The sequence below is a fragment of the bacterium genome, from assembly GCA_021108215.1.
Lineage (GTDB): Bacteria > Oederibacteriota > JAAXVQ01 > JAAXVQ01 > JAUVAV01 > JAIORK01.
The window spans coordinates 204,089-221,731 of sequence record JAIORK010000032.1; the positions used below are offsets into that span (position 1 = coordinate 204,089).

Sequence of the window (17,643 nt, forward strand, 5' to 3'; positions counted from 1 at the left end):
TGACAATTCGGGAATTTTCGCGGTTGACATTGGATTCCGGCGCTTTTATAATTCTCCAAATATATAATATAGAAGGATCATGCAAAATACTGCGAAAGCAGTGTATTTACAACAGTGGTTGCTGTGTAGTGCTTTGTTTGTGAAGGGTCTTTGAGTCGTGAGATGTTATCAATAGGGGGGATTATTCGGCGTGGGAGGCATTTTTGTTTGGTGGTTATTGATGACTGTTTTTGGAGTTGTGGTTTTACCGATTACCATAAAAACTTTTCAATTTTTACCTGACCGGGGGTATGGTTTTTCCAAGCCGTTGGGCCTGGTGCTTATTGGATTGGTGACGTGGTTGCTGGGGTTTTTACATTTTTCAGCACTGACGATTATTCTGGCAGTGGTGTTGATCTCAGGTTTTTCCTTTTGGCTTTGGATGAAGTATAAGGAAGAAATTTTAGGTGTGTTGCGTGAACGCAAAGGGTATGTTTTGGTCGTGGAGTTGTTTTTTGTTTTTCTCTTTTTGCTCTTTGCCTTTTTTAGAATGTATAATTCGGATATTTTGGGAACAGAAAAATTTATGGACATGGCGTTTTTAAACGCGATCACCCGTTCACCCGCATTCCCGCCGTATGATCCCTGGTTGTCAGGTGCATTCTCGATTAGCTATTATTATTTTGGTTATTTTTTAATGGCACTTTTACTCAAACTCTCAGGCACCGCCCCGGCTATTGGATTCAATCTTTCTTTGGCCATGCTCTTTGCGCTTTCCGGCATCAGTGTCTTTACGGTTATTTATAATCTGACCCGGCGGCTGGCGTTTGCTTTTGGCGGCTGGGCATTTATTTATATGTTGGGGAATTTGGACGGTTTCCGGCAGGTATTGACCACGCGCTCAATTGGAAATTTTAATTGGTGGACACCCTCGCGTGTGGTAGCAGATACAATCAATGAGTTTCCGTTTTTTTCTTTTTTGCTGGGGGATATGCATCCGCATATGCTGGCGGTTCCTTTTATTTTGATCGGACTGGGTCTGGCGCTTAACCACTTACTCTCGCCGGACCGGGAGATCACGATCAAGGCACCGGAGCAGTTGGCCCGTTTTTCACTTTGGGGAATTATCATCGGTTCTTTGGGGTTTTTAAACAGTTGGGATCTTCCGGCGGTCTTTTTCATCGCGGTGCTGTCCATTTTTTTTCAGCAGTATCGCCAGCGTGTCGACTGGAAAGTGTATCCCTGGAAAGGCATGGGGTTGGGCATCGCGGTCATGACGGCATTGATGATTATTCCGTATATTCCGTTTTATATCAGCTTTCAGAGCCAGGCCAAGGGGATTGCCTGGACAACTCAAAATACACGTGTAAATGATTTTCTGCTTATTTTTGGATTATTCACTTTTATGGTGCTGACCTTTATCATGGCGCGTTATCACACCTGGTTTGTGACCATTCTGACCGGTCCGCAAAAAGTTATGCCCGAAGAATTGCCAATGAAAAAATTTTGCGCCCAATGTGGCAGTCATCTGCGGGAAGGTAAATTTATTTGCGGAAAATGCGGCTATCAAGCTGCGGCGACAAAGCAAATGGATATGGCGCAGCCCTTAATCCGGCCGATTAGTGAGCTGCCCCGATGGGTGTCGGCGTTTTTTAGATTTGTGCTCCAACCATTGACCGTTTTGAAAAACAAAGAGAGCCGTCAACCGGCCTGGATAGCCCTGGGATTGCTTGTTGTGATTGGTTTGGCAGTGGTTTTGAAAATGGTTTTTTTTGGCGCCGAAAATAATCCGCAGCCAATTATGTTGGGGCTGGCGCTGTTTTTTATTTTTAGTATTGGTTTTTTGTTGGCCGCCAAGATTGATAAGCCCGAGACGGTTTTTATACTGGTTTTACTTTTGACCGCCGGCCTGTTGGTGTTCGGTTGTGAAACCCTGCATATTAATGATACGTTTAATCCGCCGTTGGACAGGATGAATACGGTGTTTAAATTTTTTTATATGACCTGGTTTTTGTTGGGGCTGGCGGCAGTCTATGGTGTGGCCTGGACATTTCAGTTTTCCATGCGCAACACCAACCTAAAAGTTGTTTGGCTGCTGCCCATGGTACTCTTGATTGCGGCCTCCCTGGTTTATCCGTATGCATCCGTGATGATCAAGACCAATCACTTTTCCAATCGCGCCACCCTGGACGGTTCTGATTATCTGCGCCGGTCCTATCCGGCGGACCGCGCAGGTATTGAGTGGCTGCGCAAAAGCGTACGAGGCAACCCCGTAGTGCTGGAAGCCACCGGCGGGGAATATACCGATTTTGCCCGGGTCTCGACCTTTACCGGTCTGCCCACGGTATTGGGTTGGGGCGGGCATGAGCTGCAATGGCGGGGAAACTATGACGAACCGGGCAAACGTATCCCGGACATTGACACGCTTTATGGATCTGAGGATATTGAATTAACCCGGACCTTAATTGAAAAATATAATATTGTTTTTGTTTTTGTGGGTACCCTGGAGCGCCAAAAATATCCCGGCAAGCAGTTGGATAAGTTCGGGCGCTTTATGGAAAAGGTTTTTGAACACCCCGGCGGTGTCGTGATTTACCGTCGGCGGTAAATGATAGTGTGGAGACACAGCATCCCGCATGCGCCCTGCAAGAGCCGGGCAGGCGGGATAAGTTGCTGTGCTCCTACATGTGTGATTATAATTAGGAGGCAACTGTGAACTGTTCGAAATGTGGTGCTGACAATATCAGTCAGAATATTTTTTGTGATTCCTGTGGAACCAAGCTGCTGAAATCAAACAAATCCAAACCTGCAGTCCCGGCAGCGGTTTTCCCGGCGCAGCCGGTGGCGCCGGTGGCGCCGGGAAAAACCGTGACGCTTCCTGCCTGGCTAACCATGGAGACGATTCTTTGGGCGGTGATTTTTGTCACGGCGGCCTTTTTACTTTTTTTTCAATTGGGCGAAAAACCGCTTCATCATGATGAGAGTCTGCACGCTTTTTATTCCTGGGAATTGTTTAAAGGTATGGGATACGCTTACAATCCCATGATGCACGGCCCGCTGTTGTTTCATTTTAATGCTGTGGCGTATTATCTGTTCGGTGCATCGGATTATACCTGCCGCATTGTTCCGGCACTGATGGGCATGCTGACCATTATCATGGTTTATTTTTTACGTCCGCATTTGGGAAAGACGGCAGCCCTGATCACAGCTATGTTGATTACGGTTTCGCCCTCATTTACTTATTTTGGACGATTCATTCGCAATGATATCCATATTGCGGCGTTTACCATGATTATGGTTTACGGGCTTTTTCGCTATTTAGATACCCGGCGGGCTAAATTTTTATATATCGGGGCGATTGGCCTGGGTCTTTCTTTTTGTACCAAAGAAGTAACCTACATTACCGGATCGATTTTTGTTACCTTTCTCTTTTTTCGCTGGCTCTGGGAATACACCACCCGGCCCAATGGGGATAATGTGTTGGTGACTGTGCTCAATGATCTTTGGAAGGACCGTAAACCCTTATGGATTTCAACCCTGATTGTATTCGGGATTGTATTTGTGCTCTACAGCACCGTGTTTACCCATCCGCAGGGATTTATTGACGCTTTTACCAAATCACTCTCCTATTGGCTGGGGCAGCACGAGGTCCAGCGGGGGTCACAACCGGTTTATTTTTATGCCGGATTGATTCCGCTCTATGAAACCTTGGCCTTTTTAGGAACGATTGGTGCATTGATTTATTATAGTTTTATTAAAAATCAGGGCAGCCGGGCTTGGCATGCTTTGGCATATTTGATTCTCGTTTCCGCCTGGTGGCTGTTTGCGGCACATGGCAATGAGACCTTTGGTCTGATTTTTTCACTTTTATTGGTGGCACTGGGTGTGGGCATGTTGGCTTACTTTTCGTTCCAGACCAAAGATAATTTTACCACATTTTTAATGCTCTGGACCTTGGCCGCCTTTTCGGATTATTCCTTTGCCGGCGAGCGCATGCCCTGGCTGATTTTGCATCCGCTCTTGCCGATGATGCTTTTAAGCGGAAAACTGCTCGGAGAATTATGGGATCAGTTTAAGAAGCAGCGTGTGTGGATTGTGGTTGTGCTGGCTCTTTTTGGTTCCATGATGTTGCACAATACCTCCCTGGTAAATTTTTACGGCAAGGGCGCCAATCCGGCCGAACTGCTGGTGTATGTGCAGTCCTCGCAGGATGTTCCTCAGGTGGTGAAGCAGTTGAAAAACATGTCCATGCGTCTCAAGGGGAACTATGAGATGAAAATCACCTGTGAGGATTATTGCTCCTGGCCGTTTGCCTGGTATTTGCGGGAATTTAAAAATGTGGGGTATCCGAAGTATACAGCCTCCCAGCCCCAGGGAAGTATTGAGGAAAATCCAGTCATCATTACCGGTGTGGAGATGGCCGCGCCCGGCCATGATGATCGGGTGGCTGAGCTGTTGGCGGAAAAGTATATTGCGCAACGCTATAAACTGCGCGTTTGGTGGGCACCGGATAGCAGAGCATTTTTAAATGATACCTTTGGCGGCAAGGTTAAGAAGGCCTGGCGTTTGTTTCTTTATAAAGAACCCTGGAGCGGGTTGGGGTCGTATGACATGATTATCTATATTCGTAAAGATGTGGCACATCTTTACTGGGGCAATGCGGATTAATGTAGGGGCGCGATGATCCGGCATCTGCCGGACAGGTCGCGCTCCTACAGATATTGATAAGGGAGGACGGAATATGCGTCAGCAGGAGAAAGTAGCAGCAATTGTTTTGGCCGTGAGTGTTGTGGTACTGGGTGTGGCCATCGTGGTGGGACTGCGTTCAGGTAAAAGCAATGACGGCAAAGTTGTTAAATCCAATCCGATTGAGCAAAATACCGGTGACCATGGGAAAAAAGCGGGTCAGCTCTGGGATCCCCGCGGTCTGGTGGTGGATGCCAAGGGATTTGTTTATATTGTTGACTCAAGTAATCACCGCATCCAGAAATTTACGGATGAGGGTGTGTTTGTTGCCAAGTGGGGCAGTGAGGGTCAGGCAGAGGGTCAGTTTAAAACACCGGGAGGCATTGATGTCGGCCCGGAAGGAAATATCTATGTGGCGGACACATGGAATCATCGTGTTTTAAAGTTTGATGCCAAGGGCGCTTTTTTAGTGCAGTGGTCCGGGGAGGGTGGTTTCTGGGGACCCCGCGATGTTGCGGTTGATTCCCAGGGGTTTGTCTATGTGACGGATACCGGAAACCGCCGGATTCAGAAATTCACTTCTCAGGGTGAATTTGTGAAAATGTGGGGCAAGAAGGGGAACGGGCCGGATGATTTCGACGAACCGTTTGGGATTAAAATTGACGGTCAGGATCGTCTGTATATCTGTGATCGCTTGAATTTCCGGATTGTGGTTTGCGACACCGAAGGGAAACACCTGGCTTCCTGGCCGGTAGACGGTTGGCAGAAAGAACAGTTTTATATGGAACCCTACCTTGCGATTGATGATAAGCATGACCGGGTCTATGTCACTGATCCGACCAAGCAGCGTGTGCAGGTTTTTGATAAATCAGGAAAGTTTATCCGGCATATCACGAAAGATCCGGCGAACGAACAGGCTTTCAAGACGCCGCTGGGTGTGGCAGTGAATAAAAAAACCGGGATGGTTTATATTACGGATATGACCGCAAACCGTTTATACAAAATTCAACAGTAGGAGGGTGTGACAAAATGGCCATCAGCAGAAAAAGGAAGTCAGCCAAGAAAATTGTTTCCAAGGCTGTGAAAAAAAATGTCAAACCGACAGGTGCGAAAAAAGCCCCGGCAGCAGCTGAGGTTAAACCGGCTGCCAAGCGCGTGAAAAAAGCGGTCACTAAAAAATTTAAATCCGTTGCATCTGCTAAGAAAGGTGTCAAAATTTCGCGGCCGCCGCTTTCCGCTAAAGTGAAAGAGAAGAAAAAGGGAGAGGGTGCACAGAAAAAAAATCGTGGTTTGATCGTATTTGGCGTCATTGTCGGAGTGATCATCAGTTTTGCTGTGATCGGAAAATTACGGCAGGGTCCGCCGATCAAGCTTCTTCCGGTGACGGTCGAAGCGCGATTTACCATGAGCGGACATCAGGACGGCCCCTTGGCATCACCACGGGGCATTGCGCTGGATAGCGGGAAAAATTTATATGTGGCTGATTTAGGAAATCACCGGGTTGTGAAATTTTTGCCCGATGGGTCGGTTGGAGGTGTATGGGGCAAGCAGGGAACCCATGCCGGGGAATTCAAGGAACCGTCAGGGGTTGCGATTGACAATCAGGGAGATGTCTATGTGGCGGATACCTGGAACGGCCGGATACAGAAATTTTCCAATCAGGGAGAGTACTATGGTGAAATTACATCCAAAACGGGTAATTTTTATTCACCCCGCAATGTCGCTGTCGACACCAATGGATTTATTTATGTCTCAGACACAGGCAATTCATGTGTTAAAAAATTTGATGTGGATGCCAATTTGGTAAAACGCTGGGGTGAATACGGGACGGGCCGGGACCGGTTCCAGGAAACCTTTGGATTGTGCAGCGGCCCGGATAATCTTATTTACGTCGGTGATGCCGGTAATCGGAAAATTAAGGTGTATTCATCAGACGGGAAATTTATACAAGAAGTCCGGATCAAAGGTTGGCAGAGCGGTGTTGGCTGGCCGATGATGGCAGTAGACAAAGCAGGCACTGTCTATGCCACCGATGTCCAGCACAACATGGTATGGATTTATAATAAGGAAGGGAAGTATATTGGGAGCTGGGGAAACAAACCGGGAAAAGATTTTTTTGTCTCGCCCTTGGGCATCGCAGTGGATGACCTGGGCAGTGTTTATGTATCCAATATGAATAAGGGCGAAATTATTAAAATTGCGCCTATTCAAACTAAATAGGCTTTTTTAAAAGATCCGGTTTATTTAAAGAGATGATGAGCACGAAAGCCAACGAAAGATATTTTTCTGTATAGCACTGATGTTGACTCATGATGCGAAAGTTTGATTCTAAGTGAATTGATTTTTTGATTTGCGTTTTGGGGCTGTTATAAAGTCAGCTGTATCGATCTAATACATCCCACGTGGCGTATTTTATTTAAGCGGAGGTTGCATGGATCAAAAGACGTCCAATGCAAAACCTGGTCTGATGCAGGCGTCGAGCCTGCTTTTTTTAATGATGATGGGAAATAATTTTTGTAATTATGTTTTTCATGCATTGGCGAGTCGTAACTTAGGGCCTTCTGATTATGGGGGATTAGTAAGCATGCTCGCCTTTTTGTCATTATTGGCAGTGCCAAGTCAAACCATTCAAATTGTAACCGCTAAATGGACAGCGGTGGAGGAATTGACACAGCGTTATGATCGTATTACGCAGTTTGTTCTTCGCGTGATGAAAAAAATGGTGATTGGCGGTATCCTCGGATGGTTGTTTCTCATTATCAGTAGTAAATGGATGGCGGATTTCTTTCATCTTTCATCATTGTTGCCTGTAATTGCAGTGGGTGGGACAGCATTAATTATGCTCACTACACCAATTTTAAGGGGTGTGCTGCAAGGATTTCAACGCTTCAATGCACTAGGGATCAATTTATTGGTTGATGGTCTTGTGCGTGTCGGGGTTGGTGTGCTTGTTTTTTGGGCAGGGTATAAAGTGGCAGGTGGTGTCCTCGCAAGTGCGATGGGAGGAATTGCTGGATTTGTGCTGGCCGTATGGGCCTTGCCTGAATTACGCCGTACATTATTTCAGCGTAAACCTGTCATGGACCTTAAAGAATATAAACAGTATTCTGTTTCAGCATTCGGATGTTTTGGTGCATACATGGCACTTTCAACTATAGATATTATCCTGGTGAAACATTTTTTCCAGCCGGAGGCGGCAGGGTATTACGCAGCAGGATCAATGGTGGGAAAAGCATTTTTGTTTTTGCCCTATGCGGTGGCACATGTACTGTTTCCTAAAGTAAGTGCAGAGCAAGCGCATGGACGAAAAACAATTACTATTTTGAATAAAAGCCTGGGATTGACCGTTCTCGTTCTTGGGTTGGGGATACTTGCTGTTTGGTTTTTGGCGCCATTGGTTATTCAAACTCTTTTTGGTCAAGCTTTTATGTTGCCGCAAACCGTGGTATTAGTGAAATATTTTGGAATTGCAGTGACACCATTGGCATTACTTTTTGTTCTGATGCAGTATAACTTGGCCATTAAAGATAAACTGTTTTTTTGGATTATACTATTTGATTTGCCTGTTTTTTTTGCAGGGCTATGGTTTTTTCATCATCAATTAGAAACGGTTTTGTGGGTGGTTGGATGTAACCATTTACTTGTTTTTGCAGTGGGCATGCTATTAACGGTAAGGAGGGCACGCATTTGACGTCAACTGAAACGATCCGGTTTTCAGTGATTATGCCTGCCTATAATGAAGGCAGACATTTGGCCGGCAACATTGAAGAGACGATGGAAATCATGCGAAAATTCAACGAACCCTTTGAAGTCGTGATTGTTGATGATTGTAGCACAGATAACACAGCCGAAATTATCCGGGATGCGTCACGGAAATATTCGAGGGTAAAAGGATTGGTGCTCACCAAAAATCAAGGCAAGGGGCATGCGCTTAAAGCAGGATTTGAAAAATCAGAGGGAGAAGTCATACTTTTTCTGGATGCGGATTTAGAACTTCATCCACGGCAATTTGAAAATTTTTATAAAATCATGCAAAGCAAAAAAGTTGATATTGTAATTGGATCAAAACGGCATCCGGAATCGGTTTTAAAATATCCATTGCGTCGCCGGGTTATGAGTATGGTTTATTTTCTGCTTGTTAAAATATTATTCGGTCTCCCGGTTCGAGATACTCAAACCGGAATAAAAATATTTAAACGTAATGTTTTGGAATACGCATTTCCAAAAATGTTGGTCAAAAAATATGCATTTGATTTGGAATTGTTGGTATTGGCACACCATGCACGGCATACGATTGCAGAAGCGCCGGTCGAAGTGCACTATAAAGCGCAATTAGGGCATATACGTTTGGGTGATATATTTAATATTTGGTGGGATACGATGGCAATTTTTTATCGTTTGTATATGTTGCATTATTATACTAGAAAAAATGAGGACTCCGGTTAATGTTGGTTTTAAGTATGATTCCAGACTGTAAAAAAGATTATCCCGCTGAAAATAAGAATTGTGTGCCATGCGGAGTTGCAGCGCGGCAATGAGCAACCACTCAGGAGATGCAAAATGGCGCTAAAAAAATTACACCGTATAAAAAATGATATTCAGAGGGATCCAACAATGGATTACGGATATTATGGGCGACAGGCAGTGGGATTAAAGCGGATGCTATTTTGGGGTCGATTGCAAACCGCATTGGCGCTTTATGAAAAATACTGTAACCCAAAGCAGGTTCGAAGTATCCTCGATTTTGGCTGCCAATTTGCATTTGTGTCAGCGGCCCTGGCGAGTCATGTTAAGATAATTTATTTGACCGAAATTGCACAGCCCCTACTTGATTTAGGAATAGGCATTCATAAAAAATACGGCAACCAAAATTATATCCCTTTGATTAACCCTGAGCATAAACCCGCAGAGTATGTCAAATATATTCAATCGGGAGAAAAAATCGATTTATTTCTTATGTTTGATGTATTGGAGCATGTTCGTCCTATTGATGAATTGATGAAATCCATTCGCATGGTCTCGAGCGATGAAGCGAAATTACTTATATCATTACCAACTGAAAATTTTTTTTATATGCTCTTAAATCGGTTTAAACGAGAAGCGGGACATTGTCATCGCTATTACGATGTTGAGTCAAGTTTAAAAAAAATGCAATATCGGATGATTAAAAAGAAAAGCTTGTGGGGATTGTTTAATATCTATTTATATGAAATCTAGTCGTGCGGTTATATATGCGCGCTGCGGATGGTGAATAAGGGATTTTTGATTCGGAACGGGATTCGAGAGGGAAATTATGCTGCAACACCAATCATCTCATACTGAGATTATGATTGCCTCACATGTTGCGGAGGCGCATGGTCCGCAATATGTCTTACATCAGTATTTAAAGGAACGGCAAAAAGAGTTTGTGTTCGTAAGCTGCCCTTTTGATTATGCGAGAACACTCCATGCAGAAGCGAGGATTTATCAACACGGACAGGAAAAAATAATTAACGGACACCGAAATACGAGCACCGGGGTCCTAAGCTGGATTCGTGATGCTTGGTTTGTATGGCGTTGTGGTTGGAAATATCTAAACAAAGCAACTGTTTTTATCGGCATCAATAATTTAAATGTTGCAATCGGCATTTTGTTGAAATGGCTGGGGAAAGGCGGTTATGTAGTGTATTATGTGATTGATTATACCCCGCGTCGTTTTTCCTCCCGCCTCCTGAATTGGATTTATCAAAGTATTGCCCGTTTTGCGGCTAAGCATGCAGATATGGTTTGGAATTTATCCGGACGAATGCAAGCGGTGCATGAAAAATTTGGTGCACCCGCAAAAACAAATATTCTGGTTCCAATCGGCATCGATGACCATGAAGCACGTGTAGTAAATAAAAAAGAAATTAAACAAAATGAAGTAGTGGTGGTAAGCACCTTGTTTGAAAGTAAGGGTGTGCAGTTGATTCTGGATGCAATCACACAACTGCCGGAACTTCATCTGTGCATTATTGGAACCGGTCCGTATCAAGAAACACTTCAGCAGCAGACAGTCAAGTTAGGGATAAGTAAGCAGGTGGAATTTTTGGGAATGGTGGATCGGGAAATATTGTTTCGTCGATTATCACATAGTCGGATTGCTGTGGCGACCTATCAGGAAGATCCGTCCAATTATTCATATTATGCTGATCCGGCGAAACCAAAGGAATACCTGGCATGTGGCATACCGACTATTATTACGCGTGTTCCCTGGATTGCTGAAGCGATTGATCAGCGGCCAATGGGGATCGCCATTGATTATGATAAACATCAATTGATTACGGCCTTGAAACGCCTTATAGAGGATGATGTTTTTTGGAATACATGCCGGAAGAATGCTTTGGATTTTAGTCGGAATATGGGTTGGAATGAAATTTTTGCCGATGCCTTCAAAGCGATTGAAGTCGACCAATCTTCCTGAATACATCCGCGGGGATGATTATATACTGAGGTGAAAGATGAACGAAAAAAATCAACTGAAAGAGATCCTGGATGTTTTGCCGCTCCGTCCCGCAGAAAAAATATATTTGAGGCGTTTGTTGCGGAAGGTTGCGCACTACTTTAAACCGGAAAATAGAGTTTTGGATGTCGGTTGCGGAGACGGGAAACCATCCGAAGTGTTGGCGGCCTTGGGGTGCCATGTTATGGGAATTGACGTTGAGGCGCATCCTGAAAGATGGGAAATGTTACGCAACAAAGGAATTATCTGCCAGGAAGGAAATGCTGAGAAGTTATCCTTTGCGGATGCAAGTTTTGATGCGGTCTGGATCAAGGATGCTTTTCATCATATGGAAAATCCCGCAGTGGCGTTAAGGGAATTACAGCGCGTGGTCAAACCAGGTGGTCCCATCGTGGTCGTGGAAGCCAACCGCTATAATCCGGTTTTTTATATTCACTTAACATTGTTAGGCGATCATCAGCATTACACCCGCCGCGCTTTGAAAAGATTTTTGAGAAAAGCGGACGAAAATTTTGTTTATATGCAAGGTGAGAGCCGTTGTTTGCCTTGGGATGCCAAATGGATACTCATGCTGCTTGAGTTGTTTGAGGAAACGTTGGAACGCGTAAAAATTTTTAATCCGTGGCTGACTTATCAATTTGGGGTTGTAAAGGGGAAGGGACAATAAGAGGTCATATGGAAAGCGCGTCGGTCAGGGAAGAACATCCAAAGGTTTCAGTGATTATGCCTGTTTACAATGCAGAAAAGTTTCTGCCGAAGGCAATAGAAAGTATTGTTCGGCAAACATTTGCGAATTTTGAGTACATCATTATTGATGATGGTAGCACGGATCAAAGTTGGGCAATAATACAGCAATATGCCGTTAAAGATAAGCGTATTGTCGCGAAGCAAAATCAAAAGAATTTACATATTAGCCGGACATTAAACCGTTGTTTGCAATTGGCGCAAGGGGAATACATTGCCCGGATGGATGCGGATGATGTTTCAGACACACAACGGTTGGCAAAGCAAGTTGTGTATATGGATGCAAACCCCGATATAGGCATTTCGGGCGGCACTATGATTTTGATTGATGAACACGGGGACAAGACAGGCCACAAACGCCGCTACCACTTAACGGATGATAAAATACGCAAGTTTATTTTTCGGTATAGTCCGTTTTGCCATCCCGCCATTATGGTGCGTAAAAGGGTATTGGATGTTTGTGGTGATTACAATTCGGAGTATGATTGGGCGGAAGATTACGAGCTTTATTTCAGGCTTGGTCAGCAAACGAAATTCGGGAATATTCAGGATGTGTTACTGTATTACCGCGTGTTGGAAAAATCAATCACAACATCCAGGACAAAGGTTATGGAAACAAAGACGCTCGCTATTCGTCAAAAAGCAGTACGCGAATATGGCTATACGATGACATTGTTCGATAAAGTTTATTGGATTTTACAATATTTATCCATCAGGATGATTCCTTATCAATGGAAGCGATGGATTTATTCGAAGATCGCTTCCTGGCGGTAAAAAAACGAAAAAAAACGGGTCGGATGTTGACATTGACAAGCAAAAAAGCGACTTGTATAATGCGAATTTTAATTTGACTTTATAAGTGTTTCCGGAGTTTTTGGGTGAAAAAGAATGAAACTATTCGATATTTAAAAAATGATAAGGACACTTTCTAATGACCAAATCAAAAAAAAGCATCACCAAAGCAAGAAACTCAGAAAAAAAAACTATCTCCGGCAGGAGGGGGGGGAATAAGCCCCAAAAGCAAAATAGCGCAGGAATACCTTTGGAAAAACCGCAGGATGTTGTGGCTCAAGCTATCGAGCCTTCACAGCGGGGAACTGCTCCCACGAACCACGCTGCTCAATTCCCGCGCTGGATGGGTTGGATGCTATTGGGTATTCTGTTGGTGGTCGGCATTGAGATTGCTTTTATAACGAAAAGCAAAATGGTTAACATACCCACGACAACGCATATTCAGACATTCGGTGTTCGCGGAGCTCCGCCCATGGCCAAAGGCAAGTTCTGGGGCCCCATGTATTTGCGTTTGGATGTCATCAGCAAACGTATTGGATTGGTGGATATTAATTTTAATAAGGTCATTATTTGGAATTATCAAACCGGAAAATTATTACATGAAATCGATGGGAGCCAAATTAAAGAAGGAACATTCAATCCGAGTGGTTTGGAATTTGACCGGGAAGGGAATCTCTATATTTTGGATCGTAAGGGTTCCGGGGTTTATCAATTTTCTACAGAGTATACACTGCAAAGAAAATGGGAGGTTTCTTCTCCGATCGATATCAAGGCAGGGCCGGACAACACCATTTGTATTTATAATGGGAGTAAGAATGAGCTGTTGCAGTTTGATCCGCAAGGACAAGAGGTCGGTCGTATACCCACTAAGCAATTGAAAAATCCTGTACGTTTGGCAATGGATGAGAATGGGACAACATATTTCCTGGATATTGGGCAGAAAGCGATCGTGGTCTATGACGCGCATGGGCGCTACCGGAAAACATGGAAACTGAAGGTGGGGAAACTTTCCCCGGCATCTGCGCTAACTTACAGAAATGGCAGTATTTATTTTTGTGAAACCAACCTTCAGCAAATTTTAATTTTCAATTTAAAAGGAAAATTAGTAAAAAAAATAAACATGGCCTATCCAGTCAATATGGATGTTGACGAAAATAATCGTATTTATTTAACGGGTCATTCCGGTATTGACATTTATGAATTAAATCCATAAAACAGAAAATAAAAAAACGGGTATGGTGAAATAATGAATGGGCTGAATCAATTGGCGGTAAAAATAAAATCACATCCTGAATGGATACTCATTCTTATCAGTGTAGTATTATTTGCACTTGGTCAGGAACGGATATTGAACATGAAATTTATTCCGGGGATGATGTATACATTTCTGGCGATTGTTGTTTTGTTGGTCTATTGGCGCTGGCATCGCAGCATCCGCACGATTGGGTCTGATTTGCGTCGCATAATTGATGCGATTAATCACCGGCTTAAATCACCGGAGAAGGTTCGCCAGGATACCCTTGCTACACCCCAGCCGAGCCGGCCGGCACTATCTTCGTCTACAGGAATAACTACCAGCATCAGCGTGTCAGTTGCGGAGACTGAAGGAGTACCGTCGCATGACCATCCTAAAGCCATGAATTTTTGGACAAAATTTTCTCAACGAGTCATTGTGATACCTAAAAAAGTCTTTTTTAGCATTGCAGTTTTTTTTATTATTGCGGGACAACCGTTTTTTATGCTGGATAAAATATCCGTAGGTATTTTGCTGGTTATCGTGGGTGCAGTCTTGCTTTTTTTACTGCTTTTTCAAAAACAAGAAGCGGTGATTTTGGGCACGGGTGGATTTTTACTGAAACTGTTTTTTTTATTATTACCCGGGATGACTGTTCTCATTGTGGGGAATGTTTTCCTTGTGAAGTGGGTGAACGTTCATTTTATACGTGAAAGTATAGGCTTGGTATTGAATGCAATTGGTGTTTTTTTACTTTATAGTTTGTTTCCGCGGAAATTGAAAGACCCGGAACCGGACAACCAAACATTTTTAGATTCGCCCACCGGAGAAAGCCGGAAATCTTTTCATGTTGGCATTAAAATAGGCTGGGTGATTATAGCAATTGGTTTATATTGGTTTGCGAAAAGTCCAGTAAGTCCACAAGCTCTTTTGCCCGCGACACTATTAAGCTTGTCGGCTTGGATCGCGTTGTTGTTTTCTTTTCCCTGGAAACGCCAATCCATTGATAGGGTTTTATCTACAGAACAACCACTGAAAAAAATATTTATGAAGTGTATTCGTTTGGCGGGATTCGGTTTGGCTTTTTATTTAGCCTATAAAGGACAAAAATTAATCTCGGTCGATCAATTGGCAAAAGGTTTGCATTGTTTTTTATGGGCATCGATTGCATTGATACTTGTTTTTCGTGAACCCGCTTCCCAATGGGTTGACACCATGAAGGAAAAAAATCCGAAATGGTATTGGGAGTTTTTGGCTTTGGCGGTTATTTTGACCATTGCGACTTGGATTCGATTATATCTATTGGATACGATTCCCTATGGGATTGAATGCGATGAAGCCGGGTCGGGGGTTGCAGCCATGCAGGTATTGAATGGTGAAATTCCTTCGTTGACAGTGGCGAAGGAAGGGGGCAGACCCTTGTTTATGCTGCTGCCACGTGTTTTAAGTTTTAAACTTTTCGGTTTGAATCCTGTTGGTTTAAAATTCATGTCAGCGGTCTGGGGTGTGTTTGGTGTTCTTGCGATTTATATTATGGCAAGGCATATGTTTGGTTTTACGGCCGCAGTTGGTGCCGCAACTCTGATGGCGTTTTCGCGCTGGCACATCCATTTTTCGCGATACGGATGGTCAAACATGTTGATGATTTTATTGATCACGCTCGCATTTTATTTTTTTATGAAAGGGATGGAAACCAGAAAAAAAAGCATGTTTTTATGGTCTGGTGTCGCGATGGGTTTGTGCGTCCAGACGGAAACCTCGGCACGCTTATTACCAATCATTGCAGGCATTATTTTTCTGTATGTGGTCCTCACCCAAAGACGTTTTTTAGTAAGACACTGGAAACCACTGGTTGTTTTGATGTTGGGGGTTTGGTTGGCCGGCGCGGCGATTTTTAGTTTTTGGGTTCAAAAACCACAATATCTTATGAAACGTGTCCAGGAAGTTTCGCTTTTTTCGGAGGACGTGAATGCGCCGAAAAATATATGGGAGGGCATGATCAGGAGCAGTAAATTAAGTTTTATGCAATTGAATTCTCATGGTGATTACCGCGGGCGTCATAATGGCGGGCTCTCAGGTGAACCCATGCTGGATTTTTGGTCGGCTATTTTATTCGCATTGGGTGCAGGGCTTTCTTTATATTATTGGCGGCGAATGCGATATTTTATTTTGTTGGTTTTATTTGTAGGCTTTATGTCGGGGTCTGTTTTTTCTCTGGAGGCACCGCAATCACATCGGGCATTCGGTATTGTGCCGGTGGTGTTTTTAATGATTGCTGCCTTTTTTGATCGAAGCCGGAGATTACTAAAAGATGTCCTGGGGCGACTGGGGATAATTCTGGGTGTGCTGGCATTTTTGGCCATGTTGGTTCCTATTGCTAAAACAAATTATTCAAAATATTTTGATACTCAGCCTGCATTTGATGCTAATTGCACAGCGGCTGCGAAATACATGGGGGGTGATTCTTGGCAAAAGGCACAGCATTATGTGTTGTCCGCGTTTTTATGGATGGGCCATCCGCCGTTTTTATTTTATGCACCAAAGTTGGATGCAAGTTTCAAATACCGTCTTTCTGAGATAGTTCCGTTTCATTCGTCAGACGATCAGGATGTGTTGTATACCTCGATTTTGGAGTATCCACCTGTGATGGAATCGATCAAGTGGTTTTATCCGGAAGGGATTGATAAAGAAGAAAAGCATCCCAAATATGGATTGATGTTTAAATCTTGGGGTGTTAGCCGGGAGTCGATACTTAAAAAACAAGGGCTGACTGCACGCTATTATGAAAATACAACATGGCAAGGAAAGCCGATCTTGCAGCGTAAGGATAAGAATCTTGATTTAACCATAACGCCCGAGACGTGGCCATTATCCGGTTCAGGCTCGGTTGCTTGGGAAGGGACGATTTTTATTCCGCATGAAGGGGAGTATACGTTTTATTTATATGGTCAAAGTTTTATTGAAGCAACAATTGGCAAACGAATCAAGCTGCAATCTAATGCCAAACAAGAAGCGGTAAAGAGTATCTGGTTGTCAGGCGGTTTGCATCCTATCCGGGTACGTGCCAAGTATTTTGGGAAATCAACCAAATTTCTGATGGCGTGGAGTTGTCGGGAGGAGGTCGGTTATTACCTGGGTGGGAGCCCGTATAAAAAGCGTTTTTTTAAGCAAGCGATTCCTTTACATCACCTGTTTACTTATCCACAACCGGTAGGATTGCTAGAAACGTTATATGCCAATGATCGTTGGGAAGGAAAGCCGATTCGTCAATTCGTCGAACCCCTTCCATTTTTTTATTGGCACAGTACGCCACATGGATTCAGTCCGCCATTGTCGTATCTCTGGGAAGGATATATTACCGTTGAGAAGGCAGGTCAATATCAATTTGATATCATGACTTCAAATTTCAGTCAGCTGGAAATTGATGGTGAAAAAGTAATTGTCAAAGGGAACCATCCCAACGGAGAAAAAAATCAAGGTCAGTTGGCAAATCCGGTTTTTCTTACACCGGGGCGACATACATTACGCATGCTTTGGTCAGCCAGTAATGGTTGGTATTTTAAATTTTTCTGGAAAGTGCCAGGTGGAAAAAAAGAATTAGTGCCCGCTTGGGTGTTGTCGCCGGCAGAAGAAAACAGAAGGGTTCGACAAAAAAATTGTGAATTGTAATTACAAGTGCGACAAATTGGGATAAAAAAGAGTCCCTCGACTCAAGAAAACTGATAAT

General features: G+C 43.8%; 12 protein-coding genes. All 12 read left to right on the forward strand.

Features of this window, described 5'->3' with window-relative positions:
• The first annotated feature begins 220 nt into the window (after positions 1-220).
• Positions 221-2,587, forward strand: coding sequence for a DUF2298 domain-containing protein (locus K8S19_07625; protein ID MCD4813545.1), 2,367 nt, complete (start codon positions 221-223; stop codon positions 2,585-2,587).
• A 104-nt stretch (positions 2,588-2,691) separates the two neighbouring features.
• Entirely contained in the window at positions 2,692-4,647 is a 1,956-nt protein-coding gene (locus tag K8S19_07630) for a TIGR03663 family protein (GenBank protein ID MCD4813546.1), read from the forward strand.
• A 73-nt stretch (positions 4,648-4,720) separates the two neighbouring features.
• Positions 4,721-5,680, forward strand: a complete 960-nt coding sequence (locus K8S19_07635) for an NHL repeat-containing protein (protein ID MCD4813547.1) — start codon at positions 4,721-4,723, stop codon at positions 5,678-5,680.
• Positions 5,681-5,694: 14 nt separating this feature from the next.
• Positions 5,695-6,885 carry an NHL repeat-containing protein gene (locus K8S19_07640; protein ID MCD4813548.1) on the forward strand — a complete coding sequence of 397 codons (1,191 nt, stop codon included), beginning with the start codon at positions 5,695-5,697 and terminating at the stop codon, positions 6,883-6,885.
• 211 nt (positions 6,886-7,096) lie between these two features.
• Positions 7,097-8,356 (forward strand): hypothetical protein, encoded by a 1,260-nt coding sequence (locus K8S19_07645; GenBank protein MCD4813549.1) that lies wholly within the window; start codon positions 7,097-7,099, stop codon positions 8,354-8,356.
• Complete coding sequence (locus K8S19_07650; GenBank protein MCD4813550.1) at positions 8,353-9,111, forward strand: glycosyltransferase; 759 nt, start codon at positions 8,353-8,355, stop codon at positions 9,109-9,111. The genes K8S19_07645 and K8S19_07650 overlap by 4 nt, the downstream gene beginning before the upstream one ends.
• A 114-nt stretch (positions 9,112-9,225) precedes the next feature.
• Positions 9,226-9,882, forward strand: coding sequence for a class I SAM-dependent methyltransferase (locus tag K8S19_07655; GenBank protein ID MCD4813551.1), 657 nt, complete (start codon positions 9,226-9,228; stop codon positions 9,880-9,882).
• Positions 9,883-9,958: 76 nt separating this feature from the next.
• Positions 9,959-11,107: a glycosyltransferase gene (locus K8S19_07660; protein ID MCD4813552.1), complete on the forward strand. Its 1,149-nt coding sequence runs from the start codon at positions 9,959-9,961 to the stop codon at positions 11,105-11,107.
• A 37-nt stretch (positions 11,108-11,144) separates the two neighbouring features.
• On the forward strand, positions 11,145-11,813 hold the full coding sequence (locus tag K8S19_07665; GenBank protein MCD4813553.1) for a class I SAM-dependent methyltransferase: 669 nt from the start codon (positions 11,145-11,147) through the stop codon (positions 11,811-11,813).
• Between the two features lie 8 nt (positions 11,814-11,821).
• Positions 11,822-12,664 carry a glycosyltransferase gene (locus tag K8S19_07670; protein ID MCD4813554.1) on the forward strand — a complete coding sequence of 281 codons (843 nt, stop codon included), beginning with the start codon at positions 11,822-11,824 and terminating at the stop codon, positions 12,662-12,664.
• A 268-nt stretch (positions 12,665-12,932) separates the two neighbouring features.
• A complete protein-coding gene (locus K8S19_07675; GenBank protein ID MCD4813555.1) occupies positions 12,933-13,895 on the forward strand; it encodes a hypothetical protein in 963 nt (320 codons plus the stop codon).
• Positions 13,896-13,928: 33 nt separating this feature from the next.
• Positions 13,929-17,585, forward strand: coding sequence for a glycosyltransferase family 39 protein (locus tag K8S19_07680; protein ID MCD4813556.1), 3,657 nt, complete (start codon positions 13,929-13,931; stop codon positions 17,583-17,585).
• The last annotated feature ends 58 nt before the right edge of the window (positions 17,586-17,643 follow it).

Excerpts from the sequence above, each read along its gene's own strand:
- K8S19_07625 (MCD4813545.1), top strand. The coding sequence starts at position 221 with ATGACTGTTTTTGGAGTTGTGGTTTTACCGATTACCATAAAAACTTTT.
- K8S19_07635 (MCD4813547.1), top strand. The coding sequence starts at position 4,721 with ATGCGTCAGCAGGAGAAAGTAGCAGCAATTGTTTTGGCCGTGAGTGTT.
- K8S19_07640 (MCD4813548.1), top strand. The coding sequence starts at position 5,695 with ATGGCCATCAGCAGAAAAAGGAAGTCAGCCAAGAAAATTGTTTCCAAG.
- K8S19_07645 (MCD4813549.1), top strand. The coding sequence starts at position 7,097 with ATGGATCAAAAGACGTCCAATGCAAAACCTGGTCTGATGCAGGCGTCG.
- K8S19_07655 (MCD4813551.1), top strand. The coding sequence starts at position 9,226 with ATGGCGCTAAAAAAATTACACCGTATAAAAAATGATATTCAGAGGGAT.
- K8S19_07660 (MCD4813552.1), top strand. The coding sequence starts at position 9,959 with ATGCTGCAACACCAATCATCTCATACTGAGATTATGATTGCCTCACAT.
- K8S19_07665 (MCD4813553.1), top strand. The coding sequence starts at position 11,145 with ATGAACGAAAAAAATCAACTGAAAGAGATCCTGGATGTTTTGCCGCTC.
- K8S19_07670 (MCD4813554.1), top strand. The coding sequence starts at position 11,822 with ATGGAAAGCGCGTCGGTCAGGGAAGAACATCCAAAGGTTTCAGTGATT.
- K8S19_07680 (MCD4813556.1), top strand. The coding sequence starts at position 13,929 with ATGAATGGGCTGAATCAATTGGCGGTAAAAATAAAATCACATCCTGAA.